This window comes from Promicromonospora xylanilytica (genome assembly GCF_054782895.1).
In genome coordinates this window covers 1-13,978 of record NZ_BAAGRP010000063.1, presented here as the reverse complement: position 1 = coordinate 13,978, position 13,978 = coordinate 1, and the positions used below count along the sequence as shown (strand labels likewise).

General features: G+C 71.7%; 10 protein-coding genes. 6 read left to right on the top strand and 4 right to left on the bottom strand.

Annotated features, from left to right (window positions below):
- The first annotated feature begins 145 nt into the window (after nucleotides 1-145).
- The gene (locus ACYVK7_RS18605; RefSeq protein WP_460889202.1) at nucleotides 146-1,165 is read left to right on the top strand and encodes a mechanosensitive ion channel family protein; all 1,020 of its coding nucleotides are present in this window, start codon (nucleotides 146-148) and stop codon (nucleotides 1,163-1,165) included.
- A gap of 102 nt (nucleotides 1,166-1,267) precedes the next feature.
- Entirely contained in the window at nucleotides 1,268-3,493 is a 2,226-nt protein-coding gene (malQ, locus tag ACYVK7_RS18600) for a 4-alpha-glucanotransferase (RefSeq protein WP_460889217.1), read from the top strand.
- 79 nt (nucleotides 3,494-3,572) lie between these two features.
- On the opposite strand, the gene ACYVK7_RS18595 is transcribed toward malQ, so the two are convergent.
- Nucleotides 3,573-4,604: a hypothetical protein gene (locus tag ACYVK7_RS18595; protein ID WP_460889201.1), complete on the bottom strand. Its 1,032-nt coding sequence runs from the start codon at nucleotides 4,602-4,604 to the stop codon at nucleotides 3,573-3,575.
- Nucleotides 4,605-4,813: 209 nt separating this feature from the next.
- Here ACYVK7_RS18595 and pepN point away from each other — a divergent pair, with 209 nt between their 5' ends.
- Nucleotides 4,814-7,375, top strand: coding sequence for an aminopeptidase N (gene pepN / locus ACYVK7_RS18590; RefSeq protein ID WP_460889200.1), 2,562 nt, complete (start codon nucleotides 4,814-4,816; stop codon nucleotides 7,373-7,375).
- Between the two features lie 157 nt (nucleotides 7,376-7,532).
- Here the strand turns inward: pepN and ACYVK7_RS18585 are convergent, their stop codons facing one another.
- Together ACYVK7_RS18585 and ACYVK7_RS18580 are read right to left on the bottom strand one after the other, a co-directional pair.
- Nucleotides 7,533-8,564: a type IV toxin-antitoxin system AbiEi family antitoxin domain-containing protein gene (locus ACYVK7_RS18585; protein ID WP_460889199.1), complete on the bottom strand. Its 1,032-nt coding sequence runs from the start codon at nucleotides 8,562-8,564 to the stop codon at nucleotides 7,533-7,535.
- A 206-nt stretch (nucleotides 8,565-8,770) separates the two neighbouring features.
- On the bottom strand, nucleotides 8,771-10,819 hold the full coding sequence (locus ACYVK7_RS18580; RefSeq protein ID WP_460889198.1) for a M13 family metallopeptidase: 2,049 nt from the start codon (nucleotides 10,817-10,819) through the stop codon (nucleotides 8,771-8,773).
- A gap of 49 nt (nucleotides 10,820-10,868) precedes the next feature.
- Between ACYVK7_RS18580 and ACYVK7_RS18575 the strand changes: the two genes are divergently transcribed.
- Nucleotides 10,869-11,321 carry a ribose-5-phosphate isomerase gene (locus ACYVK7_RS18575; RefSeq protein ID WP_460889197.1) on the top strand — a complete coding sequence of 151 codons (453 nt, stop codon included), beginning with the start codon at nucleotides 10,869-10,871 and terminating at the stop codon, nucleotides 11,319-11,321.
- Complete coding sequence (locus tag ACYVK7_RS18570; RefSeq protein ID WP_460889196.1) at nucleotides 11,314-12,297, top strand: Fpg/Nei family DNA glycosylase; 984 nt, start codon at nucleotides 11,314-11,316, stop codon at nucleotides 12,295-12,297. The genes ACYVK7_RS18575 and ACYVK7_RS18570 overlap by 8 nt, the downstream gene beginning before the upstream one ends.
- A gap of 15 nt (nucleotides 12,298-12,312) precedes the next feature.
- Here ACYVK7_RS18570 and ACYVK7_RS18565 read toward each other — a convergent pair whose 3' ends face one another.
- A complete protein-coding gene (locus ACYVK7_RS18565) occupies nucleotides 12,313-13,629 on the bottom strand; it encodes a GNAT family N-acetyltransferase (protein WP_460889195.1) in 1,317 nt (438 codons plus the stop codon).
- A 58-nt stretch (nucleotides 13,630-13,687) separates the two neighbouring features.
- Here ACYVK7_RS18565 and ACYVK7_RS18560 point away from each other — a divergent pair.
- Nucleotides 13,688-13,978: MGMT family protein (locus ACYVK7_RS18560; RefSeq protein ID WP_460889194.1), on the top strand; the 291-nt coding region annotated here is incomplete at its 3' end.

The window sequence follows — 13,978 nt, the reverse complement described above, 5'->3', positions numbered from 1 at the left end:
GCACCGCGCGGGCCCGTGACCGGCCTCACGATCCGGCGGCCGCAGAAGACCGCGAGGCGAGAGCCCTGTGAAGGTCGCGCAGGAGTCCCTTGCACCTGCCCCGAGATGTCCGATCCGGGGCCGGGACGCGAGTAGATTTGCGGCCGTGTTCGAGTCTCTTGCTGCCTCCGTCTTCGACAGCGCCGAGGACTTCTGGTCCTGGTTCCTGGACATCCCGCTCCGGGTGATCCTGACCATCGTGATCGGCATGATCGCGATCTACGTCCTGCGGCGCGTCATCACCTCTCTCACCGAGCGCATCGCCCTGGGCCAGAAGCCCCGTGCGGTCGAGCGCACGGCCGACCCCGTCGACACCACGCCAGAGGCCGCGCCCGGCACGGTGCCCGGCGGCAAGCGGCGCCGCAAGAACGTGCTGATGACGCCGCAGGCGCTGGCCGACGCCCTGAACGCCGCCAACCCGCGGGCCGCCGAGCGGCGCGCCCAGCGCGCACGGACCGTCGGCTCGGTGCTGAACTCGTCGGTCAACATCGTGGTCGGCACCATCATGGCGCTCTACATCCTGCAGACCCTCGGCGCGGAGATCGCGCCGCTGCTGGCCGGTGCGGGAGTGGCGGGCGTCGCCATCGGCTTCGGGGCCCAGAGCCTGGTCAAGGACTTCCTCTCGGGCATCTTCCTGCTCATCGAGGACCAGTTCGGCGTCGGCGACATCGTGGACCTCGACGGCGGCGTGGTCGGCACCGTCGAGGCGATGGGCCTGCGTCTGACCCAGGTGCGCGCGTTCGACGGCACCCTCTGGTACGTCCGCAACGGCGAGATCCTGCGCGCCGGCAACAGCACCCAGGAGTGGAGCCGCGCGGTGGCCTCCGTGCAGGTCCCGCTCGGCACCGACGTCGACGTCGTCCGGGCCGCCCTCGGCCGCGCCGTCGACCGCGTGAAGAACGACCCCGAGGTGGCCGACAGCCTGCTGGAGACGCCGTCCGTGCGGGGCGTCGACGCCGTGGACCGCATGGGCCTCACCTTCACGCTGCACGCGCAGGTGCGACCCGCCCAGCAGTGGCTCGTCGCCCGATCGCTGCGGGTGGCGGCCCACGCGGCCCTGCTCGACGCCGGTGTGGTGCTCGCCTCCTCGGCCCCTCAGTACGAGGACGGCCCCGCCGAGGCCTGACACCGGCTCCGCGGCCGCCACGGCCAATTCGTCGGACACGCCCGCGTTGCGCCCGATGAACGCCGGTAGATGGCAGGATCTTTCCTTGTGACCGACGAACCGATGCCCGGGTCCACCGGAGACGGCTCCAAACTGCCGCCTGACCTGGTCGAGCTGGCGACCGCCCACGGCGTGCAGACCGAGTACACCGACCACGACGGCCGCGTGCAGCACGTCAGCGCGTCGACGGTCGTCTCGGTGCTCGAGGCGCTGGACGTACCGGCGTCGACGCCCGCCGCCGTCACCGCGAGCCTCGACCGGGCCCGTGACGACGCCTGGCGTTCGATGCTGCCGCCGACCGTCGTGACCCGGCAGGGCACGGAGGCGCAGGTCGCCGTGCACGTTGCGGACGGCGCCACGGTGACCGCCTGGGTGGAGCTCGAGCAGTCCGACCAGCCGGCCGTGCCGGCGAGCGCCACCCCGTGGCGCGTGACAGCGCCCCAGGCGACCGCGACGGGCTCGTTCGCGGCGGTGCGGGGCCCCCGCGTCCAGCTGCGCCAGGCCGACGTCTACGCCGAGCCGCGGACGGTCGACAGCCGCAAGGTGGGCCGGGCGACGTTCACCGTCCCCGACGACCTGCCGCTCGGCTGGCACACGCTGCACGCGGAGTCGGGCGGTCAGACGGCGCAGGTGCCGCTCGTCGTCACGCCCAGGCGGCTGGAGCTGCCTGAGAACGTCGCCCGCAAGCAGGCGTGGGGCTTCATGGTCCAGCTCTACTCGGTGCGTTCGCGGGACTCGTGGGGCATGGGCGACCTCGCCGACCTGGGCGACCTCGCCTGGCAGACGGGGCACAACGGCGGCGCCGACTTCGTTGGAATCAACCCGCTGCACGCCACGGGACCGGTGACACCGCTGACACCGAGCCCCTACCTGCCGACGTCGCGCCGGTTCATGTCGCCGCTGTACATCCGCGTCGAGGACATCCGTGAGACGGCGTACCTCTCCGCCGCCGACCGGTCGCTCGTGGAGTGGGCCGCCGAGCCCGTCCGGGAGCTCTCCGAGGACTCCGGGCCGATCGACCGGGACGCGGTCTGGGAGGCCAAGAAGGCGGCGCTCGAGGTCGTGTACACGGCGCCGCGCTCGGCGGCCCGGCAGACGGCGTTCGACGAGTACGTGCTGGCCCAGGGCAAAGGGCTGGTCGACTTCGCGACCTGGTGCGCCGTCACGGAGCACCTGGACGGCCGCGACTGGCCCGCGGAGCTGGCCGACCCGAGCGCCTCCGGTGTGACGACGCTGCGCAACGCCCTGCAGGAGCGCGTCCAGTTCTACTGCTGGCTCCAGTGGGTCGCCGACGAGCAGCTGCGCGCGGCGCACCGCGCGGGGCTCGACGCAGGGATGCGGCTGGGCCTGCTCAAGGACCTCGCCGTGGGCTCGGCACCGGACGGCGCCGACGCCTGGGCCGACTCCGGTGTGCTCGCCCGTGGCGTCTCCGTGGGCGCTCCGCCGGACATGTACAACCAGCAGGGCCAGAACTGGACCCAGCCGCCGTGGCACCCGCGTGCGCTCGCCAAGGCGGGCTACGCGCCGTACCGCGACATGCTGCGCACGGTGCTGCGGCACTGCGGTGCCCTGCGCATCGACCACGTGCTCGGCCTCTTCCGGCTGTGGTGGATCCCGGGCGGGGCGCGCGCGTCGGCCGGCGCGTACGTCACCTACGACCACGAGGCCCTGATCGGCATCCTGTGCCTGGAGGCGCAGCGGGCCGGGGTGACGGTGATCGGCGAGGACCTGGGCACGTTCGAGCCCTGGATCCGTGAGTACCTGGCAGAGCGCGGCGTGCTCGGCACGTCGGTGCTGCTCTTCGAGCGGGACGCCGCCGGCGCGCCGGTCGAGCCCGAGGCGTACCGCGACGCGGCGCTGGCGACGGTGACCACCCACGACCTGCCGCCGACGGCCGGCTACCTCGCGGGCGAGCACGTGGACCTGCGGGAACGGCTCGGGCTGCTCACGGAGGAGGCGACCGTGCTGCGGGGGCGGGCGCGTGCCGAGCGCGAGTCGCTGGTGGAGGCCCTGTCCCGCCGCGGCCTGACGACGTTCGACCCGTCCGAGCGGGAGCTGGTCGAGGGGCTGCACCGCTACCTCAAGGACACGCCGTCCGCGCTCGTCGGCGTCTACCTGACCGACGCGGTCGGGGAGCGGCGCACGCAGAACCAGCCGGGTACCGATACCGAGTACCCGAACTGGAAGGTGCCGCTGGCCGACTCCGCCGGGACGGTGGTGATGCTGGAGGACCTGTTCGGCAACGCCCGCCTGCGCTCCCTGGTCACGGTCATGAACGAGGAGGAGTAGCCGTTGAGTGCTGGCTATTCGCCCCCCGCAGCGCCTCTGCGGGGGGCGAAAAGCCAGCACTCAACGAAGCTGGGGGCGGTCAGGCCGCGCCTATGCCCGCCCGGGCGATCGAAAAGCCGCTGCCGGTCGCGTCGGCGACGCACGTCATGCCGGTCTTCTCGCTGGAGCACGTGAAGCCGTGCACCGACTTCTGCGCACCGTAGCCCAGGACCGCGGTGCTCTCGCCGGCGGGCTTGGGCTGGTCGTTCTTGCCGACGCACGGCTGCGTCACGTTGCCGCTCGGGTCGACCTTCGCCACGTAGCCGGACGCGCCGTCGCAGGACGCGTCGGGGGCGGGCTTCTGGTTGAGCTGGGCGATGCCGCACGTGGCGGCGTCCGGCGAGACCGTGCACGTGATGTTGAGCGACGGCGCCGCGAACGTCTCGACGTCGGCCCCGCCGTCGGTCTCCAGCCCCTCCTCGGGCTCCGGCTCGGCGGACTGCTCGGCGGCGGGCGTCTCGCCGGCGTCGGCCGTGGTGTCCGGCGAGCCCAGGAGGTTCACGGCGAACACGATGGCGGCGACCACGAGCAGCACGTCCAGGGCGATGAACGCGATCCAGCCGGGGCTCAGCTTCTTCTTGGGCTGCTCCGGCGCGGGCGGGTAACCGCCCGGCGGGGTCGCGTAGACGGGCTGGCCGTACTGGTCGTAGCCCTGTGGCGGGTACTGCTGCGGCGGATACTGACCGCCCTGCTGGGGCTGCTGCGGGTAACCCTGCTGTCCGTAACCCTGCTGGCTGTATCCCTGCTGGCTGTATCCCTGCTGGTCGTAACCCTGCTGGTACTGCTCGGGGTAGTACTGCTGCTGCATACCCGGGTTCGCGCCGCCGTGGTGGATGTGGACGGACTGGACCACCGGAGCACCCGGGGCGGCGGGCGCAGGGGTCACCGCCTGCGCGAACTGGTTGGTGGGCGAGATCGCGGGCGGTTTGCGGGTCGCCGCGGAGACACGCTGCACGGGCGCCTGCTGGGCAGGCGTCGGCGCGGTGGGCGGGTGCTGCTCCTGGGTCGGTGTACCCGGGTCCTCGTCGGGCCAACCGCCTGGCGGCGGTGGCGGCGGCACTGTGCCGGACATCAGGCGACTCCCTCAGCTCAAATCGGTCGGTCGGGCGACCGCGGTCGATCGTACACAAAGGCGTTACTCGCTGTTACTCCTGCGTGGCATGATCGACGGGTCGTCGCAGGTAGTTCACAGACCGGACGACACCCCAACCGAAGAGGCGCGCCCGTCGGGCGTGCGGGGCGTCATTCCGCCGCCCCCGAGAAGACAGACGTGGAGGGCCTGTGCCCGGAGAGAACCTGACCCGCGCCGAGGCGGTCGAACGAGCCGGCGTGGTATCGGTCGAGTCGTACGAGATCGTGCTGGACCTGACCACCGGTCCGGAGACCTTTGCGTCCGCCACGACTGTACGTTTCACCGCGACGGAGGGCGCCTCGACCTTTGTCGACCTGGTCGCACCGTCGGTGCGGTCCGTGGTGCTGAACGGTCGCGAGCTGGACCCCGCGGCGGTGTTCGTGGACTCCCGCATCGCCCTGGAGGGACTGGCCGCCGACAACGAGCTCGTCGTCGTGGCCGACTGCGGCTACACGAACACCGGCGAGGGGCTGCACCGCTTCGTGGACCCGGTGGACGGCGAGGTGTACCTCTACACGCAGTTCGAGGTGCCCGACGCCCGCCGCGTGTTCGCCTGCTTCGAGCAGCCGGACCTCAAGGCGACGTTCCAGTTCACGGTCACCGCGCCGGCCGCGTGGGAGGTCGTGAGCAACGAGCCGACGCCGGAACCGGTGACGGCCCGGCACGCGACGGACAGCGCCGTCGAGGCCGCGACCTGGAGCTTCGAGCCCACCGGCCGCATCTCGACCTACATCACGGCCCTCGTGGCCGGCCCGTACGCCGTGGTCCGCTCGTCGCTGACGTCGTCGGACGGCCGGGAGATCCCCCTCGGTGCGTTCTGCCGCAAGTCGCTGTCGGAGCACTTCGACGCCGACTACATCTTCGAGAAGACCCGCCAGGGCTTCGAGTTCTACGAGAACACGTTCGGCGTGCCGTACCCGTTCACCAAGTACGACCAGCTGTTCGTGCCCGAGTACAACATGGGCGCCATGGAGAACGCGGGCTGCGTCACCTTCACGGAGACGTACGTCTTCCGCTCCAAGGTGACCGAGGCGGTGCGCGAGCGCCGCGTCGTGACGATCCTGCACGAGCTGGCGCACATGTGGTTCGGCGACCTGGTCACCATGAAGTGGTGGAACGACCTGTGGCTCAACGAGTCGTTCGCGGAGTACGCCTCCACGCTCGCCACGGCCGAGGCCACCGAGTGGGAGGCCGCCTGGACCACGTTCTCCGCGATGGAGAAGTCCTGGGCCTACAAGCAGGACCAGCTGCCGTCCACGCACCCGATCGTCGCGGAGATCAAGGACCTCGAGGACGTCCAGGTCAACTTCGACGGGATCACCTACGCCAAGGGCGCCTCGGTGCTCAAGCAGCTCGTGGCCTGGGTAGGACGCGAGGCGTTCATCGCGGGTGTGTCCGCCTACTTCGGCAAGCACGCCTGGGGCAACACCGAGCTGCCCGACCTGCTGACCGAGCTCGAGGCGACGAGCGGCCGCGACCTCAAGGCGTGGTCGAAGCTCTGGCTGGAGACCGCAGGGGTGAACACCCTGCGGCCGGACATCGAGACCGACAGCCACGGCCGCATCATGTCGTTCATCGTGGAGCAGACGGCGCCCGCCGAGTGGCCGACGCTGCGCCCGCACCGGCTCGGCATCGGCTTCTACAGCCTGTCCGACGCCGGCGAGCTCGTGCGCACCCACTTCGTCGAGGTCGACATCGACGGTCCCCGCACCGACGTGCCCGAGCTGGTCGAGCTCGACCGCCCGGCGCTCGTGCTGCTCAACGACGAGGACCTCGCGTACGCGAAGATCCGTCTCGACAGCGCGTCACTGCGCGTCGCGCTGGACCACCTGGCCGACATCGCGGACCCGCTGGCCCGCTCGCTGGTGTGGGGCTCGGTCTGGGACTCGGTGCGCGACGGCGAGGTACCGGCGTCCGACTACGTGCGTCTCGTGCTCGGGGGCATCGCCCGCGAGACGGAGTCGACCACCCTGCGGACCACGCTCAACCAGATGGTGCTAGCGGCCAAGCAGTACGTGGCGCCGTCGGCCCGGGCGGCGACCCTCGCCGAGGTGGGCGACACGCTGTGGACGCTCGTCGGCGACGCCGAGCCCGGCTCGGACACGCAGTTCCAGCTCGTGAAGTTCTTCGCGCACGTGGCGTCGACGTCCGCGCACGTCGAGCGGCTGTCCGGGCTGCTGGACGGCTCGGTCACGCTCGACGGCCTGACCCTCGACACCGACCTCCGCTGGGAGCTCCTGGAGGGCCTGGTGCTCAACGGCGCCGCGGACGACCAGCGGATCGACGAGATGCTCGCGGCCGACAACACCGCCACCGGGCGCCAGGCGGCCGCTCGCGCGCGGGCCGCGACGCCGACGGTCGAGGGCAAGCTGGCCGCGCTGTCGTCCGTGGTGGACGCCGACGTGCCGAACGCGATCATCCGGAACACGGGCCTCGGGTTCGTGCACGTGAACGACCCGGCGGCGCTGGCCGGCGTCGTGCGTCCGTACCTGGACGCCGTGCTGAAGGTGTGGAACGAGCGCACGTACCACATCGCCGAGGAGATCATCGAGGGCTTCTACCCGGCGCCGCTGGCGTCGGAGGAGCTGAGGGACGCCACGGCCGCCTGGCTGGACGAGAACGCGGACGCCGCCCCGGCCCTGCGCCGGCTGATCATCGAGGCGCAGGCGGGCACGACCCGGGCCCTCAAGGCCCAGTCGGCCGACGCCTGACCCCCCTTCGCCGAGGTAGTCACTTGGCGAGGTAGTCGTCTGGCGAGGTAGTCGTCTGGCGCAAGCCAGGGTGATCCGCAGCTGCGACGCGAGTGCGCACCGCCGACCGATGTCGGCGGGGCGCACTCGCTCGGCGGGGCGCACTCGCGTCGCGGGCTCAGGCAGGCACGAGCGACGGTTCCACGGGGGCGAGACGCGCAGCCGCGCGCCGATAGAACGCGCTGATCCGGTCCTGCAGGTCCTGGAACTCGACGGTCTCGTCCCAGACCACACTCTCCACGTGCCAACCCGCTTGACCTACGCCAGAGGCGCGGGAAGCCTGCCGACGGCGTGCAGTCAGAGGATCCCCGAACAGGCCCGAGAACTTCACGGCGCCGTCGAACTCCAGCCCGGCTTTGATCGCCGGCCAGCCGACGTCGAGCCACGCCGTCCCGCCCGGAATCTCCACCGGCACCTGAACCCGAGGCTCGGGGAGCCCCGCCAGGATCGCAGCGAGGCGTACCAACACCTCACCAGGCGAGGCGCAGTCCGGGTCGCACAGCTCCATGACCTTCCGTGCCTGCACGACGCCGCGTGTACCGGCGCGTTCATCCAGAAGCTGCGCGACGACGGCGGGGTCGGCGCCCGCGCGAAACCCTGCCGTCACGATGACGACGGCGCCGGCGAGTGGAGCGCTGCAGGCCACGTCGACGATCGTGCGTTCGAGCGTGGTGACCGGCACGTCGCCGATCGTGGTCCGGTCCCTTGCCGGCAGCGTCCTGGACCAGTGGCGCCTCAGCCGCCCCTCGATGCGGATCGGTGGGTTGTAGGTCTGGACGATGTGCACGAGGCCGGGATCTCGATACGTCCAGAGTCCGTGCAGCCGGGCCGCTGCCGTCCCGCAGACCCAGAACTCGGTGTGCAGAGCGTCGACGACGCCGCGCACATGTGCCAGGAAGTCAGCGTCGAATGCTCGATCTGACGGCGAGGGAGCGACATACACGCCACGACGTACCCGCAACACCTCCTCCGCCTGAGCAGCGGTGGCGAGTGATGGACGCGTCGCCTTGTCATACGGAAGAGCCGGCGGGACGGCCGGTGGAGCGTTGTCCGCGGAGAAGAATCGGGCATGCACCGCCTCTCCGCTCTTGAGTGCGTGCAGTTGCCGTGCGATCCGGCGCAGGGCCAGGACATGGGGTGGTGTGCTCATCTGCCGATGGTGCGACAAAGCGGCGGCCGACCGTGTGCTGGCCGGCCGCCGCCTGTGGACAAACGAACCTGTGGTCGCGCTCCGTTCCCGGAACGGCGGTCATCAGGGTCGTTCGTGGCGTTGGAATTTTCTCTGACTGACTACCTCGCCAACTGACTACCTCGCCAACTGACTACCTCGGCAGCTGACTACCTCGGCAGGAGGGGTTACCAGATGCGGACGCGGTCCTCTTCCGGGAGGTAGAGGGCGTCGCCCGGCTTGACGTCGTACGTCGTGTAGAACTCGTCCACGTTGCGCACCACCCCGTTGCAGCGGAACTCGTTGGGAGAGTGCGGGTCCGTCGCGAGGCGGCGGAGCACCTCCTCGTCGCGGCCCTTCGATTGCCAGACCTGCGCCCAGCCGAGGAAGACCCGCTCCAGGGCCGTGAGCCCATCGACGACCGGCGCCTCCTCCAGCGGCTTGCTGAGCGCGATCCGGTACGCCTTGATCGCGATCGACAGACCTCCGAGGTCACCGATGTTCTCGCCGATCGTGAGACTGCCGTTGACGTGCGCGTCCTGAGCTCCGGCCACGCCGTCGCCCGCGTCGCCGTCGCCCGCCTCGCCCGCCACGCCGTCGCTCACGACGGCGGCCGCGAGCTGCGCCGGACGGAACTCGTCGTACTGCGCGATCAGCGCGCTCGTGCGCTTCTCGAACTCGGCACGGTCCGCGTCGGTCCACCAGTCCTCGAGGCGGCCGTCGCCGTCGTACTTGGAGCCCTGGTCGTCGAAGCCGTGGCCGATCTCGTGCCCGATGACGCCGCCGATCCCGCCGAAGTTCACGGCGTCGTCGGCGTCGGGGTCGAAGAACGGCGGCTGCAGGATCGCCGCGGGGAACACGATCTCGTTCATGCCCGGGTTGTAGTACGCGTTGACGGTCTGCGGCGTCATGAACCACTCGTCGCGGTCCAGCGGCCTGCCGATCTTCGCCAGCTCGAAGTCCTGGTCGAACGCGTTGGACCGGCGCACGTTGCCCACCAGGTCGGCCGCGTCCACCTCGAACCCGGAGTAGTCCCGCCACTTCACGGGGTACCCGACCTTGGGCGTGAACTTCTCGAGCTTGGTCAGGGCCTTGGCCTTGGTCTCGTCGGTCATCCAGTCGAGGCCCTCGATGGACTCGCGGTAGGCCACCACCAGGGCGTCCACGAGGCGGTCCATCCTGGCCTTGTTCGACGGCGGGAAGTGCCGTGCCACGTACTCGGCACCCACCACCTCGCCGAGCGCGCCCTCGACGAGCGCCACGCCGCGCTTCCAGCGCTCGCGCACCTCCTGGGCACCGGTGAGCGCCCGGCCGTAGAAGTCGAAGTTGGCCTCGACGATCGCGTCGGTCAGGTACGGGGCCCGGGCGCTGATCACGTGGTACGTCAGCCACAGCTGCCAGTCCAGCAGCGAGATCTCTTGCCACAGGGCGGCGAAGCCGGTCGTGAAGTCCGGCTCACGGACCACGAGGTGGTCGAACGCCCCCTCGGGCACGCCGAGCGCCGTCGCCCAGGCCGCCCAGTCGAAGCCCGGCGCCGACGCGACGAGGTCGGCCAGCGTCATCGGGTTGTAGGTGAGGGTGGCGTCGCGGTCGCGCACCACGTCCCAGTGGTGCGCGGCGAGCCGCTTCTCGAGGTCGAAGACGCGGCTGGCGGCGTCGTCGGCGGAGATGCCCCACGTGTCGTCGACACCTCCGAAGCGGAGCATCCTGGCCACGTGCGGCAGGTACTTCTTGCGGATCGGCGCGTACTGGTCCTCGCGGTAGTACGCCTCGTCGGGCAGACCGAGCCCGCCCTGCCGCAGGTAGACGACGTACTTCTCGGGGTCGGTCGCGTCGTTGTCGACCCAGAAGCGCACGCCACCGGCGCCGCCCGTGCGCTGCAGCGTGCCCAGGGCCTGGGTCAGCTCCGCCATGCTGCGCGCGCCCCGGACCAGCGCGAAGTCCTCGTCCAGGGGCGTGGTGCCGAGCTCGGCGATGCGGTCGGTGTTCATGAAGCTCGCGTACAGGTCCCCGATCTGGGAACCGGTCGGTGCGTCCTGGATGATCTCCCGGACGTGCACCTCTGCCTTGTCGTAGAGGTCACGGAAGGCGCCGTCCATGGCGCGGTCGGCGGGGATCTCGTGGGTGTCGATCCACCGCCCGTTGACGTGGCGGTACAGGTCGTCCTGCGGGCGGGTTGCGGGGTCGAGCGCGTCGAGATCGATGCCCGACGTGAGACCCGTGGCGTCGGTGGTCATTGCGCCAGGGTACGCAACGAGGGCTCCGTGCATGAGGAACAATGGACCCATGCGCCTGCACATCGCCGCCGACCACGCCGGGTACGACCTCAAGCAGCACCTGGTGCAGCACCTGACCACCGCAGGGCACGAGGTGATCGACCACGGGGCCCACGAGCTCGACCCCCTGGACGACTACCCGTCCTTCTGCATCGCGGCCGGAGAGGCCGTCGTCGCCGAGCCGGGCTCGCTCGGCATCGTGATCGGCGGCTCCGGCAACGGCGAGCAGATCGCCGCGAACAAGGTGACCGGCGTCCGCGCCGTCCTCGCGTGGTCGCTGGAGACCGCCAAGCTCGGCCGCCAGCACAACGACGCGAACGTGATCGCCGTGGGTGGTCGCATGCACACGCTGGAGGAGTCGACGGCGTTCGTCGAGGCCTTCGTGGCCGAGCCGTTCAGCGGCGACGAGCGGCACCAGCGCCGCATCGACCAGCTCGCCGACTACGAGAGCAAGCGTGCCTGAGGGGCACACCGTCCACCGCCTCGCGCGGACGTTCGCCTCGCTGTACTCCGGCCGGACCGTGCGGGTGAGCAGCCCGCAGGGGCGGTTCGCCGACGGCGCCGCCGTGCTCTCGGGGCGTCGGCTGGTGGCGAGCGAGGCCTGGGGCAAGCAGCTGTTCCTCGGCTTCGCGCCCGAGGGCCGGGTGGACGCCGACGCCGACACGCTGTGGCTGCGCACGCACCTCGGCCTGTACGGCGCGTGGACGTTCGCCGGCGCCCCGGACGCCCCGGAGGTGGCGCACGCGATCGGCGCCCCGCGCAAGCGCATCGGCGAACGCGAGACGACGGCGCCGGGCGCGCCCGCACCGGCGTCCGGCACGTGGGTGGCTCCCGAGCCGCGCGGGCAGGTGCGGGTACGCCTGCTCGGCGACCACGCCGTCGCCGACCTCACCGGTCCGACGGCCTGCGAGGTGATCACCCCCGACGAGAAGCGGGCGGTCGAGGCGCGGCTCGGTCCCGACCCCATCCGGGAGGACACCATCCCGGAGGACGCCCACGCCGACGCCTTCGTGGCCCGGGTCGGCCGGTCGCGGGTCACGATCGGGCAGCAGCTCATGGACCAGGCGGTGGTCGCCGGCGTCGGGAACATCTACCGTGCCGAGGTGCTGTTCCGGGCCGGCGTCGACCCGCTGCGGCCCGGCCGCGACGTCCCCGCCTCGGACGTCCGCGCGATCTGGGACGACCTCGTGGTCCTCATGCGCGACGGCGCGGACCACGGCGCGATCGTCACGACCGACCCGCGGGACCGGGACCCAGCTTCTGGCGGCCGACGGCGAACCCGGCAGAACACCGACGGGACGGCGGGCGCCGTGCCGTCGGACGAGGCGTTCTACGTGTACCACCGGGACGGGCTGCCCTGCCGGCGGTGCGGTTCGCCGGTGCTGATCAAGGAGCTCGCCGGTCGCAACCTGTTCTGGTGCGGGGTCTGCCAGACCTGACCCGCACGGGGTGGGTCAGAACACCCAGGAGGCGCCGGGGGCCACCGGCCAGCCGAACGCCGTGCTCGCGTTGGCCAGGACGCTCCGCCGCTCTCCGGCCCGGGGGTGCACGGTGACCAGGCCCGCTGCCGCCAGCGCGGCGAGCGACTTGCCACCGAGGTAGGCGGCGCCCAGCTCGCGCACGTCGAGCGACAGGTCCGGGGCGTGGAACTCGGGGTCGACACGCTCCACCGTCGCCGCGCCGAACGCCTCCGCCTGCAGCCGGTAGACGCCGGCGTTGGCGGGCAGCCGGGTGTCCGCCACGGCGAGCGTCACATCGACGTCGGCCGCGTACCGGCGGCCGGCGAGCGCGGTGGTGACGTCGACCAGCCGGACCCAGAGGTTGTCGGGAGTGCGCGGCGCGGCGGCCCGCAGGTTCACCAGGAGCTGCGTGATGACGTCGTCGACAGGGAGCGTGAACGGGCTGACCTCGTCCGTCAGGTCGAGATCCAGCAGCGCGCCCCACAGGGCGCGGGCGCTCGCCGCGTCGACGGCGACCACCTCACCGGTGCTGACCTGCCCACGAGGGCCGGTCGGTGCCCAGCTCAGGGTGCGGCGGAACGTCACGTAGCCGCGTGGCTCGCCGTCGAGCTCGGCGATCAGGATGCGCCGGGACTCGCGTCCGCCGCGCTGCCCGGGCGCGTCGTCCCAGAACGCGGCCTGCAGCTCCTCCGTCTCCCGCGTGACCCAGCCGGGTCGGTTGATCCCCTGGACGCCGGTCGGGGCGGCACCGGCTCCCCGGTGCAGGCGGTCGACCAGGTCCCCGTGCCGCTCGCGGGAGGCGACCTCGACGCGGACCGTGTGCCGTTCGGCGCCCGGCACGTCGCGCAGCGCGGCACCGCGCGGGACGTCCAGGCGCAGGTCGTCGGACGCGTGGCCGTAGCCGAACCGGCCGTAGATCGCGGCCTCGGCGGCGAACAGGGCGCTGAGCGGCTCTCCGCGCTCGGCGGTCCGTGCCAGGTGCAGATCGATCATCGCCGTCAGCAGACCGCGCCGGCGGTGCTGCGGGTGCACGCCCACCCAGGTCAGGCCGGCCGTCGGCAGCTCGGCTCCCGGAACCGGGAAGTGCCCGAACGGGTACGACGCGTGCAGCGCGACGAGCCCGTCGAAGCCCTCCGCCTCGACGCCGATCGTGCGTTCCCAGGTCAGCGGCGACGGGCCGGCGTCGAGATCGTCGTGGGAGGTCCCGGTGGGGAACGCCCAGGTGTCCAGCTCGGTCACGAGCCGCCGGTCGTCCGGTGTCAGGGTGCGCCAGCGGTATCCAGAGGGCAGGGCGATCCGGGGAAGTGCCATGGTGTGATCGTCGCACTCCCGAGCAAGGAAATTTGGCCGAACGTCTACCATCTCAGCTGTGACCGACTCGCCGCCCGGATCCCCGCTCACCGACGTCGACGAGTACGCGGCCGCGGTGCTCGACATCGTGCGGCGCATCCCGTCCGGCCGCGCCATGACGTACGGGCTGATCGCGGAGATCGTGGGCGAACGGCTCGGCCGCGGCGGACCGCGCCAGGTCGGCAGCGTCATGGCCGGGTCCGGGGACCGGTACGCGCACCTCGTCCCGGACGGCGCGGACGCCGCCGACGCCGACGCCGCCGCCGCGCTCGCCGACGCCGACCCGGCCGACGCCGTCGCCGCCGCCGAC

What these genes read in the sequence shown, in the direction of transcription:
- malQ (WP_460889217.1), top strand. Translation starts at nt 1,268, where the DNA reads ATGCCCGGGTCCACCGGAGACGGCTCCAAACTGCCGCCTGACCTGGTC.
- ACYVK7_RS18595 (WP_460889201.1), bottom strand. Translation starts at nt 4,604, where the DNA reads ATGTCCGGCACAGTGCCGCCGCCACCGCCGCCAGGCGGTTGGCCCGAC.
- ACYVK7_RS18585 (WP_460889199.1), bottom strand. Translation starts at nt 8,564, where the DNA reads ATGAGCACACCACCCCATGTCCTGGCCCTGCGCCGGATCGCACGGCAA.
- ACYVK7_RS18580 (WP_460889198.1), bottom strand. Translation starts at nt 10,819, where the DNA reads ATGACCACCGACGCCACGGGTCTCACGTCGGGCATCGATCTCGACGCG.
- ACYVK7_RS18575 (WP_460889197.1), top strand. Translation starts at nt 10,869, where the DNA reads ATGCGCCTGCACATCGCCGCCGACCACGCCGGGTACGACCTCAAGCAG.
- ACYVK7_RS18565 (WP_460889195.1), bottom strand. Translation starts at nt 13,629, where the DNA reads ATGGCACTTCCCCGGATCGCCCTGCCCTCTGGATACCGCTGGCGCACC.